Annotated in this window: 20 protein-coding genes and 1 pseudogene; 17 read left to right on the forward strand and 4 right to left on the reverse strand. The window is 59.0% G+C overall.

The window, feature by feature from the left end; genetic code table 11:
* The first annotated feature begins 27 nt into the window (after positions 1 to 27).
* The gene (locus tag HBO41_RS15540) at positions 28 to 1,752 is read left to right on the forward strand and encodes an ABC transporter ATP-binding protein/permease (RefSeq protein ID WP_169986872.1); all 1,725 of its coding nucleotides are present in this window, start codon (positions 28 to 30) and stop codon (positions 1,750 to 1,752) included.
* 192 nt (positions 1,753 to 1,944) lie between these two features.
* Here HBO41_RS15540 and HBO41_RS15545 read toward each other — a convergent pair whose 3' ends face one another.
* A complete protein-coding gene (locus HBO41_RS15545) occupies positions 1,945 to 2,382 on the reverse strand; it encodes a YhcB family protein (RefSeq protein WP_017138275.1) in 438 nt (145 codons plus the stop codon).
* Between the two features lie 147 nt (positions 2,383 to 2,529).
* Here HBO41_RS15545 and HBO41_RS15550 point away from each other — a divergent pair, with 147 nt between their 5' ends.
* The 3 genes from HBO41_RS15550 to zapE all read left to right on the forward strand — a co-directional run bounded on the left by HBO41_RS15550 (position 2,530) and on the right by zapE (position 5,713).
* Positions 2,530 to 3,159, forward strand: coding sequence for an alpha/beta hydrolase (locus HBO41_RS15550; RefSeq protein ID WP_099548364.1), 630 nt, complete (start codon positions 2,530 to 2,532; stop codon positions 3,157 to 3,159).
* Between the two features lie 24 nt (positions 3,160 to 3,183).
* Complete coding sequence (locus HBO41_RS15555; RefSeq protein ID WP_169986874.1) at positions 3,184 to 4,539, forward strand: tryptophan--tRNA ligase; 1,356 nt, start codon at positions 3,184 to 3,186, stop codon at positions 4,537 to 4,539.
* 79 nt (positions 4,540 to 4,618) lie between these two features.
* Positions 4,619 to 5,713 (forward strand): cell division protein ZapE, encoded by a 1,095-nt coding sequence (gene zapE / locus HBO41_RS15560; RefSeq protein ID WP_138451290.1) that lies wholly within the window; start codon positions 4,619 to 4,621, stop codon positions 5,711 to 5,713.
* 189 nt (positions 5,714 to 5,902) lie between these two features.
* Here zapE and HBO41_RS15565 read toward each other — a convergent pair whose 3' ends face one another.
* Complete coding sequence (locus tag HBO41_RS15565; protein ID WP_169986983.1) at positions 5,903 to 6,823, reverse strand: GlxA family transcriptional regulator; 921 nt, start codon at positions 6,821 to 6,823, stop codon at positions 5,903 to 5,905.
* 220 nt (positions 6,824 to 7,043) lie between these two features.
* On the opposite strand from HBO41_RS15565, the gene HBO41_RS15570 reads away from it, so the two are divergent.
* On the forward strand, positions 7,044 to 8,180 hold the full coding sequence (locus HBO41_RS15570; protein WP_169986876.1) for an acyl-CoA dehydrogenase family protein: 1,137 nt from the start codon (positions 7,044 to 7,046) through the stop codon (positions 8,178 to 8,180).
* Positions 8,181 to 8,314: 134 nt separating this feature from the next.
* Here the strand turns inward: HBO41_RS15570 and HBO41_RS15580 are convergent, their stop codons facing one another.
* Positions 8,315 to 9,355, reverse strand: a complete 1,041-nt coding sequence (locus tag HBO41_RS15580) for an NADP(H)-dependent aldo-keto reductase (RefSeq protein WP_017138269.1) — start codon at positions 9,353 to 9,355, stop codon at positions 8,315 to 8,317.
* Positions 9,356 to 9,603: 248 nt separating this feature from the next.
* On the opposite strand from HBO41_RS15580, the gene rplM reads away from it, so the two are divergent.
* The 9 genes and pseudogenes from rplM to HBO41_RS15625 form a co-directional block, all read left to right on the forward strand.
* Complete coding sequence (gene rplM, locus HBO41_RS15585) at positions 9,604 to 10,032, forward strand: 50S ribosomal protein L13 (protein WP_003171742.1); 429 nt, start codon at positions 9,604 to 9,606, stop codon at positions 10,030 to 10,032.
* Positions 10,033 to 10,046: 14 nt separating this feature from the next.
* On the forward strand, positions 10,047 to 10,439 hold the full coding sequence (rpsI, locus tag HBO41_RS15590; protein ID WP_003216038.1) for a 30S ribosomal protein S9: 393 nt from the start codon (positions 10,047 to 10,049) through the stop codon (positions 10,437 to 10,439).
* 265 nt (positions 10,440 to 10,704) lie between these two features.
* Positions 10,705 to 11,301 (forward strand): ubiquinol-cytochrome c reductase iron-sulfur subunit, encoded by a 597-nt coding sequence (gene petA / locus HBO41_RS15595; protein ID WP_099548371.1) that lies wholly within the window; start codon positions 10,705 to 10,707, stop codon positions 11,299 to 11,301.
* Positions 11,301 to 12,512: a cytochrome bc complex cytochrome b subunit gene (locus HBO41_RS15600; RefSeq protein WP_017138268.1), complete on the forward strand. Its 1,212-nt coding sequence runs from the start codon at positions 11,301 to 11,303 to the stop codon at positions 12,510 to 12,512. Before petA ends, HBO41_RS15600 begins: the two co-directional genes overlap by 1 nt.
* On the forward strand, positions 12,512 to 13,291 hold the full coding sequence (locus tag HBO41_RS15605; RefSeq protein ID WP_169986878.1) for a cytochrome c1: 780 nt from the start codon (positions 12,512 to 12,514) through the stop codon (positions 13,289 to 13,291). The genes HBO41_RS15600 and HBO41_RS15605 overlap by 1 nt, the downstream gene beginning before the upstream one ends.
* 149 nt (positions 13,292 to 13,440) lie before the next feature.
* Positions 13,441 to 14,058 carry a glutathione S-transferase N-terminal domain-containing protein gene (locus tag HBO41_RS15610; protein WP_017138266.1) on the forward strand — a complete coding sequence of 206 codons (618 nt, stop codon included), beginning with the start codon at positions 13,441 to 13,443 and terminating at the stop codon, positions 14,056 to 14,058.
* 17 nt (positions 14,059 to 14,075) lie between these two features.
* Positions 14,076 to 14,495 (forward strand): ClpXP protease specificity-enhancing factor, encoded by a 420-nt coding sequence (locus HBO41_RS15615; RefSeq protein ID WP_017138265.1) that lies wholly within the window; start codon positions 14,076 to 14,078, stop codon positions 14,493 to 14,495.
* 158 nt (positions 14,496 to 14,653) lie between these two features.
* Complete coding sequence (locus HBO41_RS15620; protein WP_169986880.1) at positions 14,654 to 15,403, forward strand: FadR/GntR family transcriptional regulator; 750 nt, start codon at positions 14,654 to 14,656, stop codon at positions 15,401 to 15,403.
* 275 nt (positions 15,404 to 15,678) lie between these two features.
* Positions 15,679 to 15,786: pseudogene (locus tag HBO41_RS15625) on the forward strand (GntR family transcriptional regulator); the annotation flags it as partial.
* Between the two features lie 293 nt (positions 15,787 to 16,079).
* Here HBO41_RS15625 and HBO41_RS15630 read toward each other — a convergent pair.
* Positions 16,080 to 17,234 (reverse strand): phospholipase, encoded by a 1,155-nt coding sequence (locus HBO41_RS15630; RefSeq protein WP_169986883.1) that lies wholly within the window; start codon positions 17,232 to 17,234, stop codon positions 16,080 to 16,082.
* A gap of 236 nt (positions 17,235 to 17,470) precedes the next feature.
* Between HBO41_RS15630 and kdgD the strand changes: the two genes are divergently transcribed.
* The 3 genes from kdgD (at position 17,471) to HBO41_RS15645 (ending at position 21,420) form a co-directional block, all read left to right on the forward strand.
* Positions 17,471 to 18,382 carry a 5-dehydro-4-deoxyglucarate dehydratase gene (gene kdgD, locus HBO41_RS15635; protein ID WP_017138261.1) on the forward strand — a complete coding sequence of 304 codons (912 nt, stop codon included), beginning with the start codon at positions 17,471 to 17,473 and terminating at the stop codon, positions 18,380 to 18,382.
* 54 nt (positions 18,383 to 18,436) lie between these two features.
* Complete coding sequence (locus HBO41_RS15640) at positions 18,437 to 19,882, forward strand: aldehyde dehydrogenase family protein (protein ID WP_017138260.1); 1,446 nt, start codon at positions 18,437 to 18,439, stop codon at positions 19,880 to 19,882.
* A gap of 173 nt (positions 19,883 to 20,055) precedes the next feature.
* Complete coding sequence (locus tag HBO41_RS15645; protein ID WP_099548377.1) at positions 20,056 to 21,420, forward strand: MFS transporter; 1,365 nt, start codon at positions 20,056 to 20,058, stop codon at positions 21,418 to 21,420.
* Positions 21,421 to 21,423 lie beyond the last annotated feature (3 nt).

A 21,423-nucleotide genomic window follows, 5' to 3' on the forward strand; every position in this document is an offset into this window, starting at 1 on the left:
GTCACATTTTCTTACAGAGCCTGAACGATGAATCAGAACGCTGAGTATTCCGCGGTCAACGACGCGGTGCGTGGGCAATTCTTGCGCCGAACCTGGGCGATGATCACACCGTATTGGCGTAGTGAAGAGAAGGGCAAGGCCTGGTTGTTGCTGGCTGTGGTGATTGGTCTGACGCTGTTCAGCGTGGCGATTTCCGTGTGGCTTAACCACTGGTACAAGGATTTCTACAACGCCCTGGAAAAAAAGGACACTGCGGCCTTCTGGCAACAGATCATCTATTTCTGCGGCATCGCTGCAGTGGCTATTCTCGGCGCGGTCTACCGCCTCTATCTGACCCAGATGTTGACCATTCGCTGGCGCGCGTGGCTCACCGAAAAGCACTTTGCACGCTGGCTTAACAACAAGAACTACTACCAGTTGGAGCAGGGCGGCTACACCGATAACCCGGACCAGCGGATTTCCGAAGACCTCAATAGCTTTACCTTGAACACATTAGCTCTGGGTTTGGGCCTGCTGCGCAATGTGGTCAGTCTGGTGTCGTTCTCGATTATCTTGTGGGGCGTGTCGGGCAGCATCGAAGTCTTCGGTATCACCATCCCCGGCTACATGTTCTGGTGCGCATTGCTGTATGCCGCCGTCGGCAGTTGGCTGACGCACCTGATCGGCCGTCGTTTGATCGGCCTTAGCAACCAGCAGCAACGGTTCGAAGCAGACTTGCGTTTCTCCATGGTGCGCGTGCGGGAAAATGCCGAAAGCATTGCTTTGTACAATGGCGAGTCAAACGAGAATCAACGTTTGAGTGCGCGGTTCGGCAAGGTCTGGCACAACTATTGGGACATCATGAAGGTGTCCAAGCGCCTGACATTCTTCACCGCAGGCTATGAGCAGATCGCGGTTGTCTTTGCATTTATCGTGGCGGCACCGCGCTATTTCGCCGGCAAGATCGAACTGGGCGAGCTGATGCAAATCAACTCGGCGTTCGGCAATGTGCAGGGCAACTTCAGCTGGTTTATCACCGCTTACTCCGACCTCGCCAGCTGGCGTGCCAGCAGTGACCGTCTGCTGAGTTTCCATGAGGCCATGAGCCACAACGAACAACGTGCTCCGGCCATCGATGTGCGCCCGCAAGGCGAGCAACTGGTGGTCAAAGACCTGGGCATGGACCTGGCCGACGGCCGCCACCTGCTCACCGACGCCGACATGACGGTAGAGCCTGGCCAGCGTGTGATGCTCAGTGGGCGTTCCGGTAGCGGTAAAAGTACATTGCTGCGCGCCATGGGCGCCTTGTGGCCGGCGGGCCACGGCAGCATTTGCCTGCCGGCGGCGCGTTATCTGTTCCTGCCGCAAAAGCCTTACTTGCCGATTGGCAGCCTGAAGGCCGTGTTGAGTTATCCACAAGACGACAGCACCTACCCGGCCGAACGTTATGCACAGGTCCTGGAAACCTGCCGCTTGCCCCATCTGGTCAGCCGTCTGGATGAGGCCAACCATTGGCAACGCATGCTCTCGCCCGGTGAGCAGCAACGTCTGGCCTTTGCGCGTGCCTTATTGTTCGCGCCGCAGTGGCTGTACATGGACGAAGCCACCTCGGCGATGGATGAAGAGGATGAAGCGAACCTGTATCAAGCGCTGATCGATGAACTGCCGGGCGTGAGCATCGTCAGTGTCGGCCATCGCAGCAGCCTCAAGCGTTTTCATGGGCGGCATGTGCGGATTGAAGGCGGGCTGTTGCAGGAGCAACAACCGGCTTAAGGTCTTACGCGGTCAATGTGGGAGTCGGGCTTGCCCGCGATGGCGGTGTGTAGGCAATGGAAGCTTTGCTGATACACCGCTATCGCAGGCAAGCCAGCTCCCACAGTTGACCGGTGTCGCCTGCTTGATTGAGGCCCACAAAAAAGCCCGGCTGATCATCGATCAACCGGGCTTTTTAGTGTTTGAAAAAACTTACTTCTTCAAACCGTAATGCTCATCCAGCATGCCTGGGGCGTTCGGCGTTTTTGGCGCGTAGTCCCGTGGCGGCTCCTGGTTTTCCCGCGGTGGCGTCAGGCGCTCCCGTGGGGCTTGCGGTGCATCGGAATGCAACGCGGCCAGCAGGCGCTGGCGGGTGATGTCGTCGAGGGCGAGGCGGTTGGCGCCATCGGCGAGATGATCCTGTACTTCCTGGTAGCTCTGGGTGAGCTTCTTGACCAGGGTCGCGGTGCTGTTGAAGTGGGTAACAACCTCGTTCTGATAACTGTCAAAACGTTCCTGAATGTCATCCAGCTGACGCTGCGTGCGGTTAGGCGCGGCATTCGGCAGCAGGCGGGCAACCAGGAATCCAATGGCGACACCGGCAACCAGGGCAAGAGTCGGCAACAACCAAACTAAGAGCGAGTGTTCCACGAGTCCTTCCTCTATAAACGGCTTTGCTTTACGTTAACGGCTCAAACCTGCGCTGTATACCGCGATTAAGCTCGCAATGATGCCATGCACAGACTTTTAGCTAGACGAGTCGACCCTTTGAGAGGTCACGGAGTTCATTCCTTGCTCATGCGTGAAACCCCCGTTTTGATCGCTGGCCCGGTGGGCCAATTGGAAGCCTTGTACCTGGATCACCCCGAGCCACGTGGCCTGGCGCTGATCTGCCACCCTAACCCGGTGCAAGGCGGGACCATGCTCAATAAAGTCGTTTCGACCCTGCAACGCACTGCCCGCGATGCTGGTTTGATTACTTTACGTTTCAATTACCGTGGCGTCGGCGCGAGTGCCGGAACTCACGACATGGCTACCGGTGAAGTAGACGATGCCGAAGCGGCGGCCACCTGGCTGCGGGAAAAGCACCCCGACCTGCCGATCACCCTGCTCGGGTTTTCGTTCGGCGGTTATGTTGCAGCCAGTCTCGGCGGCCGCCTGGAAGCCAAGGGCGAAAAACTCGCGCACCTGTTCATGGTCGCCGCTGCCGTGATGCGCCTGCGCGATAGCGACGTGCTGCCCCAAGGCTGCCCGTTAACCCTGATCCAGCCGGAAACCGACGAAGTGGTCGACCCACAGACCGTGTACGACTGGTCCGCCGCCCTGAAACGCCCCCATGAGCTGCTGAAAGTGGCAGAATGCGGACACTTTTTTCATGGCAAGCTCACCGACCTCAAGGATCTGGTGCTGCCGCGCCTCTCGAATTGATAGCAGTCTGATAAGCGATTACCCATGACGACTCGTACCCGTATTCTCACCGGCATCACTACCACCGGCACGCCGCACCTGGGCAACTACGCCGGTGCGATCCGCCCTGCGATCCTCGCCAGCCAGGACGCGAATGCCGATTCCTTTTACTTCTTGGCCGACTACCACGCCCTGATCAAGTGCGATGACCCGCAGCGCATCCAGCGCTCGCGCATGGAAATCGCCGCGACCTGGCTCGCCGGTGGCCTGGATGTGAACCGGGTGACCTTCTATCGCCAGTCCGACATCCCGGAAATCCCTGAACTGACCTGGCTGCTGACCTGTGTTGCCGCCAAGGGCCTGCTCAACCGCGCCCATGCCTACAAGGCCTCGGTGGACAAGAACGTTGAAGCCGGCGAAGACCCGGACGCGGGCATCAGCATGGGCCTGTACAGCTACCCGGTGCTGATGGCGGCGGACATCCTGATGTTCAACGCGCACAAGGTGCCGGTCGGCCGTGACCAGATCCAGCACGTGGAAATGGCCCGCGACATCGGCCAGCGTTTCAACCACCTGTTCGGCAACGGTAAAGAATTCTTCACCATGCCTGAGGCGTTGATCGAAGAAAGCGTCGCCACTTTGCCGGGCCTCGATGGCCGCAAGATGTCCAAGAGCTACGACAACACCATCCCGTTGTTCACCAGCGCCAAGGACATGAAAGACGCGATCTCGCGGATCGTCACCGACTCGCGTGCGCCCGGCGAAGCCAAGGACCCGGACAATTCGCATCTGTTCACCTTGTTCCAGGCGTTTGCCAGCAAGGCTCAGGAACAAGAGTTCCGCGCCGATCTGCTGCAAGGCCTGGGCTGGGGCGAGGCGAAGAGCCGCCTGTTCCAACTGCTCGACAGCCAACTGAGCGAGCCGCGTGAGCGTTACCATCAGTTGATGTCGCGCCCCTCGGACATGGAAGACCTGCTGCTGATCGGCGCCAAGAAAGCCCGCGCCGTGGCCGCGCCGTTCCTTGCCGAGCTGCGTGAAGCCGTGGGCCTGCGCTCGTTCGTCAACCAGGCCGCCGCGCCGGTGGTGGCCAAGAAGAAAGCCGCGAAGGCTGCGCGCTTCGTGAGCTTCCGTGAAGACGACGGCAGCTTCCGCTTCCGCCTGCTGTCGGCCGAGGGCGAGCAATTGCTGTTGTCGCGCAACTTTGCCGACGGCAAGGCGGCGGGCGCAGTGACCAAGCAACTGCAAAGCGGCGACGCGCTGGACGTACGCAATGAGGCCACAGGCTTCAGCGTATGGCTGGACGGTGCTGCCGTGGCCGACAGCGCTGAATTTGCCGACGAAACGTCGCGTGATGCTGCCATCGCCGCCTTGCGCGTTGCGTTGACCCCCATCGAGGATTAACCCGACCAAGGGTTGATTGCCATTATCCAGGGCCGTCGTTACAGTGACGGCCCGTTTTTGTTGCCTTGCTAACGAAATTATGACGCCCCTAGAACGATATCAAGCTGATCTGAAACGCCCTGAATTCTTCCATGACGCGGCCCAGGAAAATGCGGTGCGTCATTTGCAGCGCCTGTACGACGACCTGGTCGCGGCCTCGCACAACAAGCCAGGGATGTTCAGCAAGCTGTTTGGCAAGAAAGACCACACGCCGGTCAAAGGCCTGTATTTCTGGGGTGGCGTGGGCCGCGGCAAGACTTATCTGGTCGACACCTTCTTCGAAGCGCTGCCGTTCAAGGAAAAGGTCCGTACGCACTTCCACCGCTTCATGAAGCGTGTGCACGAAGAGATGAAGACCCTGCCGGGCGAGAAAAACCCGCTGACCATCATCGCCAAGCGCTTCTCCGAAGAGGCAAGGGTGATCTGCTTCGATGAGTTCTTCGTCTCCGACATTACCGATGCCATGATCCTCGGCACCTTGATGGAAGAGCTGTTCAAGAACGGCGTGACCCTGGTCGCCACCTCGAACATCGTTCCCGATGGCTTGTACAAGGACGGCCTGCAACGCGCACGTTTCCTGCCGGCCATCGCGCTGATCAAGCAGAACACCGAGATCGTCAACGTCGACAGCGGTGTCGACTACCGTTTGCGTCACCTTGAGCAGGCCGAGCTGTTCCACTTCCCGCTGAACGAAGCGGCGCATGAAAGCCTGAAAAAGAGCTTCCGCGCGCTGACGCCGGAATGCACCCAGGCGGTGGAAAACGACAAGCTGATGATCGAGAACCGCGAAATCATCGCCCTGCGTACCTGCGATGACGTGGCCTGGTTCGAGTTCCGCCAGCTCTGCGACGGCCCGCGTAGCCAGAACGACTACATCGAGCTGGGCAAGATCTTCCACGCGGTGATCTTGAGCGGTGTGGAGCAAATGAGCGTCACCACGGACGACATTGCGCGCCGGTTCATCAACATGGTCGACGAATTCTACGACCGTAACGTCAAGCTGATCATCTCGGCCGAAGTCGAGCTCAAGGACCTCTACACGGGCGGTCGCTTGAACTTCGAATTCCAGCGCACGCTGAGCCGCTTGCTGGAAATGCAATCCCACGAGTTCCTGTCGCGTGGGCACAAGCCGTAAGCGATGTGCATGAAATGACCAAGGCCTGCAGTGATGCAGGCCTTTTTTATGGGGGTGTCCAGAGCAATGGAGATCACCTGTGGGAGCCGGGCTTGCCCGCGATGGCGGTGGTTCAGGAACAAATGTACTCACTGATCCACCGCTATCGCAGGCAAGCCAGCTCCCACATGGGTTTGTGTTTACTTTGGGTCAGGCGGCTTGCTGGAACTGCTGGCGATACTGGTTCGGCGACAGCTCGGTGTGCTGCCTGAACAGCCGCGCGAAGAAGCTCGCATCGTCGTATCCCACTTCATAGCTGATGGTCTTGATGCTCTTGCGGCTGCCTGAAAGCAGGCCTTTGGCCGTCTCGATGCGCAGCCTTTGCAGGTAATGCAGCGGCTTGTCGCCGGTGGCCGTCTGGAAGCGGCGCATGAAGTTGCGGATGCTCATGCCGTGTTCCCGGGCGACGTCTTCGAAGCGGAACTTGTCGGCAAAGTGCTCTTCCAGCCAGTGCTGGATCTGCAGGATGATCACGTCCTGGTGCAGCTTCTGCCCGCCAAAACCGATGCGCCCTGGCGCGTAGCTGCGCTGCACTTCGTAAAGAATGTCGCGGGCCACGGCCTGGGCAATGTTGGCGCCGCAGAAGCGTTCGATCAGGTAGATGTAAAGGTCGCACGCCGAGGTGGTGCCACCGGCGCAGTACAGGTTGTCGGCGTCGGTGAGGTGCTTGTCCTGGTTGAGCTGTACCTTGGGGAAACGCTCGCTGAAGGCGTTGAAGAAGCGCCAGTAAGTGGTCGCCTCCTTGCCATCGAGCAGCCCGGCTTCGGCCAGCCAGAACACCCCGGTGGCTTCGCCGCACAGCACCGCGCCACGCGCATGTTGCTCGCGCAGCCAGGGCAGCACTTGCGGGTAACGGGTGCACAGCGCGTCGAAGTCGTCCCAGAAGGCCGGCAACACGATGATGTCGGCGTTTTCCAGGCCGCCGTCCACCGGCATGATCACATCGCTGAAGCTGCGTACCGATTGCCCGTCGGGGCTGACCAGGCGCGTTTCAAATGCCGGGGTCAGGCCCAGGCCTTGCTGCTTGCCGTAACGCAGGCTGGCGAGGTGGAAGAAATCCTTGGCTTGCATGAGGGTGGAAGCGAATACCCGATCAATGGCCAAAATGCTGACGCGCCGCAAGGGCGTGGAGATTTGGTTAGACATAATTTCATTTATTCTTATAGGGGAAAGTGGTCACCAGACGGCTGGATCGTCTTATTTTTTGTCGCATGTGTCCAGTGTCCTGTGACGCCTTCGCGGCATAGGCTCTGTGGGCTGGTCTTTGTCCGACAATCCACGCAGGTGACCCATGATCCCCAGAACCTTGTTCAGCTCGGAGCACGAACTCTTCCGCGAGAGCGTGCGTACCTTCCTCGAAAAACACGCCGCGCCGTTCCATGGGCAGTGGGAAAAGCAGGGTTACATCGACCGTAACCTGTGGAGCAAGGCGGGGGAGGCGGGGATGCTGTGCTCCCATCTGCCGGAAGAATATGGCGGGCTGGGCGCGGACTTTTTGTACAGCGCGGTGGTGATCGAAGAGATCAGCCGCCTGGGCCTTACCGGCATTGGCTTTTCCCTGCATTCGGACATCGTCGCGCCGTACATCCTGCATTACGGCAGTGAGGCACTGAAGCAAAAGTACCTGCCCAAATTGATCTCCGGCGAGATGGTCACGGCCATTGCGATGACCGAACCGGGCGCCGGCTCTGACTTGCAGGGCGTCAAGACCACCGCCGTGTTGGACGGCGATGAGTATGTGATCAACGGCTCCAAGACCTTCATCACCAACGGCTACCTCGCCGAGCTGGTCATTGTCGTGGCCAAGACCGACCCCAAGGCCGGCGCCAAGGGCACCAGCCTGTTTCTGGTGGAAGCCGATACGCCGGGCTTCGACAAGGGCAAGCGCCTGGAGAAGGTCGGCATGAAGGCCCAGGACACCTCGGAACTGTTCTTTCAGGACGTGCGCGTGCCCAAGGGTAACCTGCTGGGCCAGGCAGGCATGGGCTTCGCCTACTTGATGCAAGAACTGCCTCAGGAGCGCCTGACGGTAGCGATTGGCGCGCTGTCATCCGCCGAAGCCGCGCTGCAGTGGACCCTGGACTACACCCGCGAGCGCAAGGCGTTCGGCAAGGCGATTGCCGACTTTCAGAACACTCGATTCAAACTGGCGGAGATGGCCACCGAGATTCAGATCGGTCGCGTGTTTGTCGACAAGTGCATGGCGCTGCACCTGGAAGGCAAGCTTGATGTGCCCACTGCCGCGATGGCCAAGTACTGGGCCACGGACCTGCAATGCAAGGTGCTCGACGAGTGCGTGCAGTTGCACGGTGGCTACGGCTTTATGTGGGAATACCCGATTGCGCGGGCTTGGGCGGATGCGCGGGTGCAGCGCATTTATGCGGGGACCAATGAGATCATGAAGGAGATTATTGCGCGGGCGCTTTGACGCCCATCGGATCGTTCCCACGCTCTGCGTGGGAATGCATCCGGTGACGCTCTGCGTCATACCTTCAAGCGCGGACGCGGAGCGTCCAGGGCGGCATTCCCACGCAGAGCGTGGGAACGATCATTTCGGCTCAATCAAGGCGCTGGGTTCGGATGATCCTTCTGAATCGCCTCAATCCCTTCCAGCACTTCCTTGGACAGCTTCAAATCAGCACTGGCAATGTTGCTGTCCAGCTGCTCCAGGCTCGTGGCCCCAATAATATTACTGGTCACAAACGGCTGTTGCGTCACAAATGCCAGCGCCATCTGCGCCGGGTCCAGGCCATGTTCCCGCGCCAGGGCCACATAACGGCTGCACGCGGCTTCCGACTGCGGGTTGAAGTAGCGGCTGAAACGGCTGTACTCGGTGAGGCGCGCCTTGGCCGGGCGTGCGCCATTTTCGTATTTGCCGCTGAGCATGCCGAATGCCAGCGGTGAATAGGCCAGCAAGCCGCATTGCTCGCGAATAGCCACTTCCGCCAAACCCACTTCAAAGCTGCGGTTGAGCAGGTTGTAGGGGTTCTGGATCGACACGGCGCGGGTCCAGCCACGGGCTTCGGCCAGGGCCAGGAACTTCATGGTGCCCCACGGGGTTTCGTTGGACAGGCCGATGTGGCGGATCTTGCCGGCTTTTACCTGCTCGTCCAGCGCTTCGAGGGTTTCTTCCAGCGGGGTCAGGTCGTCTTCGTCCTTGTGCTTGTAGCTCAATTGGCCAAAGAAGTTGGTGCTGCGCTCCGGCCAGTGCAACTGGTAGAGGTCGATCCAGTCGGTTTGCAGGCGCTTGAGGCTGGCATCCAGGGCGTCGACGATGTGCTTGCGGTTGTGGCGCAGGTGGCCGTCGCGGATGTAGTCGATGGTATTGCCGGGGCCGGCGATCTTGCTGGCGAGGATCCAGTCGGCACGGTCGCCGCGGCTCTTGAAGTAATTACCGATATAACGCTCGGTGGTGGCATAGGTGTCGGCCTTGGGCGGCACCGGGTACATTTCTGCGGTGTCGAGGAAGTTGATCCCTGCGGCCTTGGCCCGTTCGATCTGTGCGAAGGCCTCTGCCTCGCTGTTCTGCTCACCCCAAGTCATGGTGCCCAAGGCGATCGCGCTTACGTTCAGATCGGTGCGGCCCAGCTGTCGATAATCCATCGGGTACTCCTTCGGGGAAAACAATCATAAAAGCAGGTTGAATTTTTTTTCGCAATCTGCATAATTGCCCACCTCTTTCTGCAGTGGAAGTGATGCGCCGCCTGCCGAAGAATCTTGCCGTTGAACGGACGCGCCGACCCGAGCCCCCGATAGCGTCTGTATCCGGCTGCCTTTGACTTGTCAAAGTACGCACTATTCAGTAAGATCCGCCGTCTAATTTACAGGGCGGCCCCTGAGGCTATTAAAGAATGACAACTTTTACTGCAAAACCGGAAACAGTTCAGCGCGACTGGTTTGTCGTCGACGCCGCTGGTCAGACCCTGGGTCGTCTGGCCACTGAAGTCGCCAGCCGTCTGCGTGGCAAGCACAAGCCTGAGTACACCCCTCACGTTGACACCGGTGACTACATTGTCATCATCAACGCCGAGCAGGTACGTGTTACCGGCAACAAAGCGCAAGACAAAATGTACTACCGTCACTCCGGTTTCCCAGGCGGTATCAAGTCTTCGAACTTCGAAGGCCTGATCTCCAAGAAGCCTGAAGCCCCGATCGAAATCGCGGTCAAAGGTATGCTGCCTAAGGGCCCACTGGGTCGCGATATGTTTCGCAAGCTGAAAGTCTATGCGGGCGCTGTACACCCTCATGCTGCTCAGCAGCCCCAAGAACTGAAGTTTTAACGGAATAGTTCATTATGTCGGCGACTCAAAATTACGGCACTGGCCGTCGCAAAACCGCTACCGCTCGCGTTTTCCTGCGTCCGGGTACTGGTAACATCTCGATCAACAACCGCACTCTGGAAAACTTCTTCGGTCGCGAAACTGCCCGCATGGTAGTTCGTCAGCCGCTGGAACTGACCGAGACTGTTGAAAAGTTCGACATCTACGTCACCGTTATCGGTGGCGGTGTAAGTGGTCAAGCTGGCGCAATCCGCCACGGTATCACTCGCGCTCTGATGCAGTACGACGAAACCCTGCGTGGCGCTCTGCGCAAAGCTGGCTTCGTAACTCGCGATGCTCGTGAAGTTGAACGTAAGAAAGTCGGTCTGCGTAAAGCGCGTAAGCGTCCGCAGTACTCGAAGCGTTAATTCGCTTTACGTTCCACAAAAACGCCCAACTCCTCACGGAGCTGGGCGTTTTTTATTGCCTGCGATTTATGCATAAATTTCGCCGTGACAACTTGCCACATCCGTAGACGCCCTATACTACAAGGCCTGGAGGCTGAGCCCAGGGCAATTCCCTTGTCATACGTGGGGCTTTTCATTACCATCCGACAAAATTTTTATAAGTAAAGATTCAACACTTAGTAGACGCCTGATTTAACAGGCCAAAAAGCTGATGGGAGAGGACTGAATGAGCAATGACGGCGTGAATGCAGGCCGGCGTCGCTTCTTGGTAGCAGCCACATCCGTGGTGGGTGCTGCAGGAGCGGTGGGGGCTGCGGTCCCGTTCGTGGGGTCATGGTTTCCCAGTGCCAAGGCGAAAGCCGCAGGTGCACCGGTGAAGGTGAATGTCAGCAAGATCGACCCAGGCCAGCAGATGATTGCTGAGTGGCGCGGTCAGCCGGTTTTCATTGTTCGTCGTACTGAGGAGATCCTGGGGAATCTGAAGAAAATCGAAGGTCAGCTGTCTGACCCGACATCCGAAAAGTCCGACCAGCCCACCTACGTCGATAAGGAAATTCGTTCGATCAAGCCAGAGATCCTGCTGCTGATCGGTATCTGCACCCACTTGGGTTGCTCGCCTACCTTCCGCCCGGAAGTTGCTCCTGCCGACCTTGGCAAGGATTGGGTCGGTGGCTACTTCTGCCCTTGCCACGGCTCCCATTACGACCTCGCCGGTCGCGTCTACAAGTCACAACCCGCACCACTGAACCTGCCAGTGCCGCCACATCACTACGAGACTGACAGTGTCATTGTCATTGGCGTCGACGAGGGGGAGAAAGCCTGATGAGCAAGTTCATGGATTGGGTGGATGCGCGCTTCCCCGCCACTAAAATGTGGGAAGACCATCTCAGCAAATATTACGCGCCAAAAAACTTCAACTTCTTCTACTTCTTCGGCTCGCTGGCCTTGCTGGTGCTGGTCAACCAGATCGTCACCGGTGTGTGGCTGACGATGAGCTACACGCCGTCGGCGGAAGAGGCGTTCGCCTCCGTCGAGTACATCATGCGTGACGTCGAGTACGGCTCGATCCTGCGCCTGCTGCACTCCACCGGCGCATCGGCGTTCTTCATCGTCGTGTATATGCACATGTTCCGCGGCCTGCTCTACGGCTCGTACCAGAAGCCACGCGAACTGGTGTGGGTCTTCGGCATGCTGATCTACCTGGCGCTGATGGCCGAGGCCTTCATGGGTTACCTGCTGCCGTGGGGCCAGATGTCGTACTGGGGCGCCCAGGTGATCATCTCGCTGTTTGGTGCGATCCCGGTGATCGGCAACGACCTGACCCAGTGGATTCGCGGTGACTACCTGATCTCCGGCATTACCCTGAACCGCTTCTTTGCGTTGCATGTCGTTGCATTGCCTATCGTGATTCTGGGCCTGGTGGTGCTGCACATCCTGGCGCTGCACGAAGTGGGTTCGAACAACCCCGATGGCGTGGACATCAAAAAGCATAAAGATGAAAACGGCATTCCGCTGGATGGCATTCCGTTCCATCCGTATTACACCGTCAAAGACATTGTCGGTGTGGTGGTCTTCCTGTTCATCTTCTGCTCGATCGTGTTCTTTTTCCCGGAGATGGGTGGTTATTTCTTGGAGAAGCCTAACTTCGAACAGGCCAACGCCTTCAAGACGCCTGAGCACATTGCACCGGTCTGGTACTTCACGCCGTTCTACGCGATCTTGCGGGCGATCCCCGACAAGCTCATGGGCGTAATGGCCATGGGCGCGTCGATTGCGCTGCTGTTCGTACTGCCATGGCTCGACCGCAGCCCGGTCAAGTCGATGCGCTACAAAGGCTGGCTGAGCAAGATCTGGCTGTGGGTGTTCTGCATTGCATTCGTGATCCTGGGCGTGTTGGGCGTATTGGCGCCGACCCCTGAGCGCACGCTGCTGTCGCAGGTCTGCACCTTCCTGTACTTCGCCTACTTCATTCTGATGCCGTTCTACACCCGGCTCGAGAAGACCAAACCGGTTCCGGAAAGGGTGACTGGCTGATGAAAAAGTTATTCGTTGCTTTGATCCTTGCGGCGCTGCCGCTACTGTCCTTCGCTGCCGAGCACGGCGCGGAGCTGGAAAAAGTCGATATCGACGCGTCCGACAAGGCCGCCATGCAAGATGGCCTGCGTACGTTCACCAACTACTGCATGGGCTGCCACAGCGCCAAGTTCCAGCGTTACGAGCGTGTCGCCGATGACCTGGGCATTCCCCATGACGTGATGCTCAGCCACGCCGTGTTCACCGGCGCCAAGATCGGCGACCACATGAACATCGGCATGCAGCCTGCGGATGCCAAGGCCTGGTTCGGCGCTGCGCCGCCCGACCTGACCCTGGTGGCGCGCGTGCGCGGCACCGATTGGCTCTATGGCTACCTCAAATCCTTCTACGAAGACCCGGCGCGCCCTTACGGCGTGAACAACAAAGTCTTCCCGAACGTCGGTATGCCTAACGTTCTGGTCGGCCTGCAGGGTCGCCAAGTGGTAGGATGCAAGCAGGTTCAGGTCGTTGAAGACGGCAAGAAGCAATATGATCCGTTGACCGGCACGCCTTTGACACACGAAGCGTGCGATCAACTGACCATCGTGCCCAAGACCGGTACGCTGAACGAAGAGCAGTTCGACGAGAAGGTCAAGAATCTGGTGACCTTCCTGGCCTACTCGGCCAACCCGGTCAAATTGCAGCATCAGCGCATCGGTACGTATGTGTTGCTGTACCTGGCCTTCTTCTTCGTATTCGCTTATCTGCTTAAACGCGAATACTGGAAGGATGTGCATTGATCCAACCGTAAGCAATTGCTGTTAATCTTGCGCGCCCAGCGGCATCTCTGAATACGTAGCGGTCTGGTTGAACCAGGCACTACAGGGATGCTCTCTGGGCGCGCTCGTTTTTGAGCTTTCCATAATTTCAACAAGCGAGGAGGACCGCCATGGGCGTGACCAATCGGTTGGCCTGTTACTCCGACCCCGCCGACCACTATTCCCACCGAGTACGCATCGTGCTCGCAGAGAAGGGTGTCAGCGCCGAGATCATCAGTGTGGAGGCAGGTCGTCATCCGCCGAAACTGATCGAAGTGAACCCTTACGGCAGCTTGCCCACCCTGGTCGATCGTGACCTGGCGTTGTGGGAGTCAACCGTGGTGATGGAATACCTGGATGAGCGTTACCCGCATCCGCCTTTGCTGCCGGTGTATCCGGTGGCGCGTGCCAACAGCCGCCTGCTGATCCATCGGATCCAGCGTGACTGGTGCGGGCTGGTGGATGTGATCCTGGATACGCGCAGTAAAGAAGCCGTTCGTGTGCAAGCGCGCAAGGAATTGCGCGAGAGCCTGACCGGCGTTTCGCCGCTGTTCGCCGACAAGCCTTTTTTCCTCAGTGAGGAACAAAGCTTGGTGGATTGCTGCCTATTACCCATACTCTGGCGCTTGCCGATCCTGGGCATTGAACTGCCACGGCCGGCCAAGCCGTTGCTTGATTACATGGAGCGCCAGTTTGCGCGTGAGGCTTTCCAGGCGAGTCTGTCTGGTGTCGAACGCGACATGCGCTAAGGCTTAAGGAGCCGCTGATGAACTCCAGTCGACCCTATTTGGTCCGCGCGCTCTATGAGTGGATTGTGGACAACGATTGCACCCCGCACATGCTGGTCAACTCTGAATTTCCCAAGGTTGACGTGCCGCAGGGTTTTGCCAGTGACGGGCAGATCGTGCTGAACGTATCACCGAGTGCAGTGCGTCACTTGCACATGGACAATGAAGCCGTCAGCTTCGAAGGGCGTTTTGGCGGCGTGCCGCATACGCTGTTCGTGCCGATTGGTGCCATCCTCGGGATCTATGCCCGGGAAAATGGCCAGGGCATGGTGTTTGATCTGGAATCGCCTTTCGAGGACGACGAAACGATCGAAGGCGAGGACGGTGATGATGTACCGCCACCAGACTCCGAGCCGCCGCGTCCAAGCGGTCGGCCAAGCCTGAAAGTGGTGAAGTAAGCGGCGTTCACCCTTGGGTGAAGTCTAAAAATGCCTCGGCCTGTGCCGGGGCATTTTTTTGCGCAAAGGATATGGATGAAAGTCGTGACAGAACGGTGATCGTACAACCGCCATGGGCTATGATGCGGACTCAAGTTCGCCGAGAAAGATCATTCGTCATGGAAAACGCCAACATCGCCCCTCGTCTTCCCCGCAAGCGCCGCAGCCTTGCCCAGGAATTGGTCACGGTGTTGTCCGAGCAGATCCGCGACGGCCAGCTCAAGCGTGGCGACAAGTTGCCCACCGAGTCGGCCATCATGGAAGGCCATGGGGTCAGCCGCACGGTGGTGCGTGAGGCTATCTCACGTTTGCAGGCGGCGGGGCAGGTGGAAACCCGCCACGGTATCGGCACCTTTGTGTTGGACACGCCAAGCCCGAGCGGTTTCCGGATCGACCCGGCCACGGTGGTGACACTGCGGGATGTGCTGGCGATTCTTGAGTTGCGTATCAGCCTGGAAGTGGAATCGGCTGGCCTTGCCGCGTTGCGCCGCAGTGACGAACAGCTGGCAGCCATGCGCGCGGCCCTTGATGCGTTGAATGAAAGCGCGGCCCACGCAGGGGATGCGGTGGCGTCAGACTTTGCGTTCCATCTGGAAATTGCGCTGTCCACCGGCAACCGCTACTTCACCGACATCATGACCCACCTGGGCACCAGCATCATTCCGCGTACCCGGCTGAATTCGGCGCGCCTGGCCCATGATGACCAGCAGCACTACATGGGCCGCCTGGGCCGCGAACACGAAGAGATTTATGAGGCGATTGCCCGCCAGGATTCGGATGCGGCCCGCGCGGCCATGCGCCTGCATTTGACCAACAGCCGTGAGCGGCTGCGCCATGCCCATGAAGAGGCAGAGGCGCAGCGCGGTTAACCGCCAAACACGCTCTAGTGTGGGAGCTGGCTTGCCTGCGATGGCTGAGTGTCAGGCAACTGATACTGTGTGCACGCACCGCTATCGCAGGCAAGCCAGCTCCCACATTTTGATCTCCTTGGCCTGGAGTTGATCGTTCCCACGCTCTGCGTGGGAATGCCGCCCTGGACGCTCCGCGTCCCCGATGTGCGCGAGTATCTCAAGCCCCGTGCAAGGTGACGCAGAGCGTCACAGGATGTATTCCCACGCAGAGCGTGGGAACAATCATTCCGCGTGCCCGCCAGGATTCGGATGCGGCCCGCGCGGCCATGCGCCTGCATTTGACCAACAGCCGTGAACGGCTGCGCCATGCCCATGAAGAGGCAGAGGCGCAGCGCGGTTAACCGCCAAACACGCTCTAGTGTGGGAGCTGGCTTGCCTGCGATGGCTGAGTTTCAGGCAACTGATACTGTGTGCACGCACCGCTATCGCAGGCAAGCCAGCTCCCACATTTTGATCTCCTTGGCCTGGAGTTGATCGTTCCCACGCTCTGCGTGGGAATGCCGCCCTGGACGCTCCGCGTCCCGATGTGCGCGAGTATCTCAAGCCCCGTGCAAGGTGACGCAGAGCGTCACAGGATGTATTCCCACGCAGAGCGTGGGAATGATCAGTGGCAGGTCGGTTGGTACGATCAGTGTCAGGCCGGCTGGTTGGGCTTGTAGTCCTTGAGCAGCAGGTAAGTGCTCCAGCCCCACCAATCATTGGTCCAGTGCTTGTCGTTCAGGTCATTCACGTCCTTGCGGCGCAGCACCTTGTCACCCTCCATCTTGAACAGCGGCGAAAAGTTGTTCGCCGGGTTCTGCGCAGCATTCAGGTCCGGCACATACAGCGGTGCCTTGAAGCTGGCCGGGGAGGGCGCGACACCGCTGATAAAGGTCTCGAAGATCTCATCGGCCGAGGCCTGCACTGCACGTTTAACCATGGCCCGATTGTCCGCGTCGATCGCATCGAAGTAGCGCTTGTCCCCATAGGCGTGCCATTGATCACCCTTGGCATTGCGTACCTTGAGCCCGAACTTGCTGTCTTCGTCGTGCATGAAGCGGCTGATCAGTGAGCCCAACTCTCCTGGCGTGACCACCGCCGCCAATTGCTTGCGCGGCACGCGCAGGTGGCCGGCAGAAAACAGATCGGTCAAAAAGTGATCGGCAAAGCTGTTCATTGCATACGCCAGTTCCAGCGCCTGGTCGGTGCCAGTCTGGTGCGCGATGACCGCCTGTTGCAGTGCCGCCGTATGGCCGGCCAGGTACGCCGACAGCGCCCATTCGCCAAAGTGGTCGGCGTTGTCTGCTGCCAGCTTCAAGTAACGCCCCAGTGGAATCAGCGGCGAAACCGCACTGCCGCCGCCGGTAATGCGGTTCCATTCTTCGGACAACGTATCACCCAGCGCGTCATAGGCTTCATGGGGTTGTTTGCCGTCGCGGATGGCCTGGTTGACCGCGTTGATCTCCTTTTGCATGACTGCGAGGATTTTCCCGGCTTCTTCACGCGAGGCCGGTAGCACCGCCAGTGTGTTGAAAGCGGCGGTAAAACGTTGCACACGGTCGGCCGGGGAGGCGCCATCGCTGATGGCCTGGCCGGGAATGCCATAGAAATCACCGCCCAGGGCAATCACTTGGCCGTAGGTCAGCGCCAGGCCGTTGGGCAGGTGCAGTTCGACTTGCCGCGCAGGAATCGCCGGGGCGTCCTTGACGAAACGCAGCAGCGTGTCATCGCCGATGGCAGTGTGTTCACCGCCTTCAAAACGTAGGGTGGGCGGTGTTTTTTCGGGTGCTGCGAGTTCAAGACCTGACATGTTAGCTCCTTGCTATGTCGTAGGAATCTTCCGTAATAACTGTATATGCATACAGTCATTCAGAGCATAGAGGAATAATTTCCTACGTCAAGAAGCTGCGTTTAAACACGTGCCTGCGGATGAAGCCCGATGAATTGCAGTTGACGAATCATTTTATAGTTGTACGATGACGTACGACATCATCAAAACCAACAACAACCTTTCGACAGAAAGTCTTCATCCAGGGTGTTCGAATAATGAATCCACAAGAACTGAAGTCCATCCTCTCCCACGGTCTGCTGTCTTTTCCGGTAACCGATTTCAATGCCCAGGGTGACTTCCACCAGGCGGGCTACATCAAGCGTCTGGAATGGCTGGCCCCTTATGGCGCCACCGCCTTGTTCGCCGCCGGCGGCACCGGTGAGTTTTTCTCCCTGGCCGCCAGCGAATATTCCCAAGTGGTGAAGACCGCCGTTGATACCTGCGCCACCAGCGTGCCGATCCTGGCCGGTGTCGGCGGTTCGACCCGTCAGGCCATCGAATATGCGCAGGAAGCCGAGCGTCTTGGCGCCAAAGGCTTGCTGCTGTTGCCGCACTACCTGACCGAAGCCAGCCAGGACGGCGTCGCCGCCCACGTTGAGGCCGTGTGCAAGTCGGTCAAAATCGGCGTAGTGGTCTACAACCGCAATGTTTGCCGCCTGACTGCACCCTTGCTCGAACGCCTGGCCGAGCGCTGCCCGAACCTGATCGGCTATAAAGATGGCCTGGGTGATATTGAGCTGATGGTGTCGATTCGCCGCCGTCTCGGCGACCGTTTCAGCTACCTCGGCGGCCTGCCGACTGCCGAGGTTTACGCCGCTGCCTACAAGGCCCTGGGCGTGCCGGTGTACTCCTCGGCGGTGTTCAACTTCATCCCGAAAACCGCGATGGACTTCTACCACGCGATTGCCCAGGACGATCACGCCACTGTTGCCAAAATCATCGACAACTTCTTCCTGCCTTACCTCGATATCCGCAACCGTAAAGCCGGTTACGCGGTGAGCATCGTCAAGGCGGGCGCCAAAATTGCTGGTTACGACGCAGGCCCGGTGCGCACGCCGCTGACCGACCTGCTGCCGGAAGAATACGAAGCCCTGGCCGCGCTGATCGACAAGCAAGGTCCGCAGTAACTTATCAACAAGGCCGCTGAGTAATCAGCGGCCTTTTGCGTCAGGAGAAGATTTGTGTCCCAAGCCAAACGTTTTGAAAACTACATCAATGGCGAGTGGGTGGCCGGTGCCGACTACTGCAATAACATCAATCCGTCGGAGTTGTCCGATGTCATTGGCGAATACGCCAAGGCCGATGTAGCCCAAGTCAACGCCGCCATCGATGCCGCCCGCGCCGCGTTCCCGGCCTGGTCGACGTCCGGCATCCAGGCACGCCACGATGCACTGGATAAAGTCGGCAGCGAAATTCTCGCCCGCCGCGAAGAACTTGGCACCTTGCTGGCTCGGGAAGAGGGCAAGACCCTGCCCGAAGCCATCGGCGAAGTGACCCGCGCCGGTAACATCTTCAAATTCTTCGCGGGCGAATGCCTGCGCTTGTCTGGCGATTACGTGCCATCGGTGCGCCCAGGCGTGAATGTGGAAGTCACTCGCGAAGCCCTCGGTGTGGTCGGCCTGATCACGCCGTGGAACTTCCCGATTGCCATCCCTGCGTGGAAAATCGCTCCGGCCCTGGCCTACGGCAACTGCGTAGTGATCAAACCGGCTGAACTGGTGCCGGGTTGCGCCTGGGCCTTGGCCGAAATCATCTCCCGCGCCGGTTTCCCGGCCGGTGTGTTCAACCTGGTGATGGGCAGCGGCCGTGTGGTCGGCGATGTGTTGGTCAACAGCCCGAAAGTCGACGGCATCAGTTTTACCGGTTCGGTTGGCGTCGGGCGTCAGATCGCGGTCAGCTGCGTGTCGCGCCAGGCCAAAGTACAGTTGGAGATGGGCGGTAAAAACCCGCAGATCATCCTCGATGACGCCGACCTTAAACAGGCCGTCGAGCTGTCGGTACAGAGCGCGTTCTACTCCACCGGCCAGCGTTGCACGGCCTCCAGCCGCTTGATCGTCACCGCCGGTATCCACGACCAGTTCGTCGCGGCCATGGCCGAGCGCATGAAGTCGATCAAAGTCGGCCACGCGCTCAAAAGCGGCACAGACATTGGCCCGGTGGTCTCCCAGGCCCAGTTGGACCAGGACATGAAGTACATCGACATCGGCCAAAGCGAAGGCGCGCGGCTGGTCAGCGGTGGCGGCCTGGTGACCTGTGACACCGAAGGTTACTACCTGGCGCCGACGCTGTTTGCCGACAGCGAAGCCGCCATGCGTATCAGCCGTGAGGAGATCTTCGGCCCGGTGGCCAATGTGGTGCGTGTTGCGGATTACGAGGCGGCGCTGGCCATGGCCAATGACACCGAGTTCGGCCTGTCGGCGGGCATCGCCACCACCTCGCTCAAGTACGCCAACCACTTCAAGCGCCACTCCCAGGCCGGGATGGTGATGGTCAACCTGCCGACCGCCGGTGTGGACTACCACGTGCCGTTCGGTGGGCGTAAGGGTTCATCCTATGGTTCGCGTGAGCAAGGTCGCTATGCGCAAGAGTTCTACACAGTGGTGAAAACCAGCTACATCGGTTCGTAATACCTGCGAGCCCTGCTTGTGTGGGAGCTGGCTTGCCTGCGATAGCATCACTGCGGTGTACCTGACACACCGCGGTGCCTGTATCGCAGGCAAGCCAGCTCCCACACAAAGCCGGTCCCGCATACAACAAGACCATTACCCGCAAAAAAAATAATTAGTGGGAGTACATCTTCATGCAAGCGACCAAGCCGACTCACGTCCGCTATTTGATCCTGCTCATGCTGTTCCTGGTGACCACGATCAACTACGCCGACCGAGCCACTATCGCCATCGCCGGCTCCAGCCTGCAAAAAGACCTCGGCATCGACGCGGTCACCCTCGGTTATATCTTCTCTGCATTCGGTTGGGCCTACGTGGCCGGGCAAATCCCCGGTGGCTGGCTGCTGGACCGGTTCGGTTCAAAAAAAATCTACGCGCTGAGCATCTTCACCTGGTCGCTGTTCACCGTGCTGCAAGGCTATGTGGGTGAGTTCGGGGTTTCCACCGCGATTGTTGCGCTGTTTATGCTGCGCTTTTTGGTGGGCCTGGCTGAGGCGCCTTCGTTTCCCGGAAACGCCCGTATTGTGGCGGCGTGGTTTCCTACGGCCGAACGCGGCACTGCTTCGGCGATTTTCAACTCGGCGCAGTACTTCGCTACGGTACTGTTTGCACCGCTGATGGGCTGGATCGTCTACAGCTTCGGCTGGCAGCACGTGTTTATCGTGATGGGCGGCATCGGCATCCTGTTCTCGCTGATCTGGCTGAAACTTATCCACAGCCCGCGCCAGCATCCGATGATCAACGAAGCCGAGTTCAACCACATCGCGGCCAACGGTGCGATGGTCGACATGGACCAGGACAAAACCAAAGGCCAGAAAACCGACGGGCCGAAGTGGGATTACATCCGCCAACTGCTCACCAACCGCATGATGCTCGGCGTGTACCTGGGCCAGTACTGCATCAATGGCATCACCTATTTCTTCCTGACCTGGTTCCCGGTGTATCTGGTGCAGGAGCGTGGCATGACCATTCTCAAGGCGGGGTTCATTGCCTCGTTGCCAGCCATCTGCGGCTTTATCGGTGGCGTACTCGGCGGCGTGATTTCCGACTACCTGCTGCGCAAAGGCCATTCGCTGACGTTCGCGCGCAAGGCGCCGATCATTGCCGGCTTGTTGGTCTCCAGCAGCATCATCGCGTGTAACTACGTTGACGTTGAATGGATGGTGGTGGGCTTCATGGCTTTGGCCTTCTTCGGCAAAGGCGTTGGCGCACTGGGTTGGGCGGTGGTGTCCGACACCTCGCCGAAACAAATCGCCGGGCTCAGTGGCGGCTTGTTCAATATGTTTGGCAACCTGGCGTCCATCAGCACGCCGATCGTGATTGGTTACATCATCGCCACCACCGGCTCGTTCAAGTGGGCGTTGGTGTTCGTCGGCGCCAACGCGCTGTTGGCGGTGTTCAGCTACTTGGTGATCGTCGGCCCGATCAAGCGCGTGGTGCTCAAAGAGCCGCCAAGCAAAGGGCCGGAACTGACTAACCTTACCCAAGCACACTCCTGAGGG

Origin of the sequence: Pseudomonas sp. WS 5146 (assembly GCF_012985495.1) — a bacterium.
Lineage (GTDB): Bacteria > Pseudomonadota > Gammaproteobacteria > Pseudomonadales > Pseudomonadaceae > Aquipseudomonas > Aquipseudomonas edaphica.

Bases quoted from the DNA above. Each gene is read 5' to 3' on its own strand.
- HBO41_RS15540 (WP_169986872.1), top strand. From the start codon at position 28: ATGAATCAGAACGCTGAGTATTCCGCGGTCAACGACGCGGTGCGTGGG.
- HBO41_RS15550 (WP_099548364.1), top strand. From the start codon at position 2,530: ATGCGTGAAACCCCCGTTTTGATCGCTGGCCCGGTGGGCCAATTGGAA.
- HBO41_RS15555 (WP_169986874.1), top strand. From the start codon at position 3,184: ATGACGACTCGTACCCGTATTCTCACCGGCATCACTACCACCGGCACG.
- zapE (WP_138451290.1), top strand. From the start codon at position 4,619: ATGACGCCCCTAGAACGATATCAAGCTGATCTGAAACGCCCTGAATTC.
- HBO41_RS15565 (WP_169986983.1), bottom strand. From the start codon at position 6,823: ATGCAAGCCAAGGATTTCTTCCACCTCGCCAGCCTGCGTTACGGCAAG.
- HBO41_RS15570 (WP_169986876.1), top strand. From the start codon at position 7,044: ATGATCCCCAGAACCTTGTTCAGCTCGGAGCACGAACTCTTCCGCGAG.
- HBO41_RS15580 (WP_017138269.1), bottom strand. From the start codon at position 9,355: ATGGATTATCGACAGCTGGGCCGCACCGATCTGAACGTAAGCGCGATC.
- rplM (WP_003171742.1), top strand. From the start codon at position 9,604: ATGACAACTTTTACTGCAAAACCGGAAACAGTTCAGCGCGACTGGTTT.
- rpsI (WP_003216038.1), top strand. From the start codon at position 10,047: ATGTCGGCGACTCAAAATTACGGCACTGGCCGTCGCAAAACCGCTACC.
- petA (WP_099548371.1), top strand. From the start codon at position 10,705: ATGAGCAATGACGGCGTGAATGCAGGCCGGCGTCGCTTCTTGGTAGCA.
- HBO41_RS15600 (WP_017138268.1), top strand. From the start codon at position 11,301: ATGAGCAAGTTCATGGATTGGGTGGATGCGCGCTTCCCCGCCACTAAA.
- HBO41_RS15605 (WP_169986878.1), top strand. From the start codon at position 12,512: ATGAAAAAGTTATTCGTTGCTTTGATCCTTGCGGCGCTGCCGCTACTG.
- HBO41_RS15610 (WP_017138266.1), top strand. From the start codon at position 13,441: ATGGGCGTGACCAATCGGTTGGCCTGTTACTCCGACCCCGCCGACCAC.
- HBO41_RS15615 (WP_017138265.1), top strand. From the start codon at position 14,076: ATGAACTCCAGTCGACCCTATTTGGTCCGCGCGCTCTATGAGTGGATT.
- HBO41_RS15620 (WP_169986880.1), top strand. From the start codon at position 14,654: ATGGAAAACGCCAACATCGCCCCTCGTCTTCCCCGCAAGCGCCGCAGC.
- HBO41_RS15630 (WP_169986883.1), bottom strand. From the start codon at position 17,234: ATGTCAGGTCTTGAACTCGCAGCACCCGAAAAAACACCGCCCACCCTA.
- kdgD (WP_017138261.1), top strand. From the start codon at position 17,471: ATGAATCCACAAGAACTGAAGTCCATCCTCTCCCACGGTCTGCTGTCT.
- HBO41_RS15645 (WP_099548377.1), top strand. From the start codon at position 20,056: ATGCAAGCGACCAAGCCGACTCACGTCCGCTATTTGATCCTGCTCATG.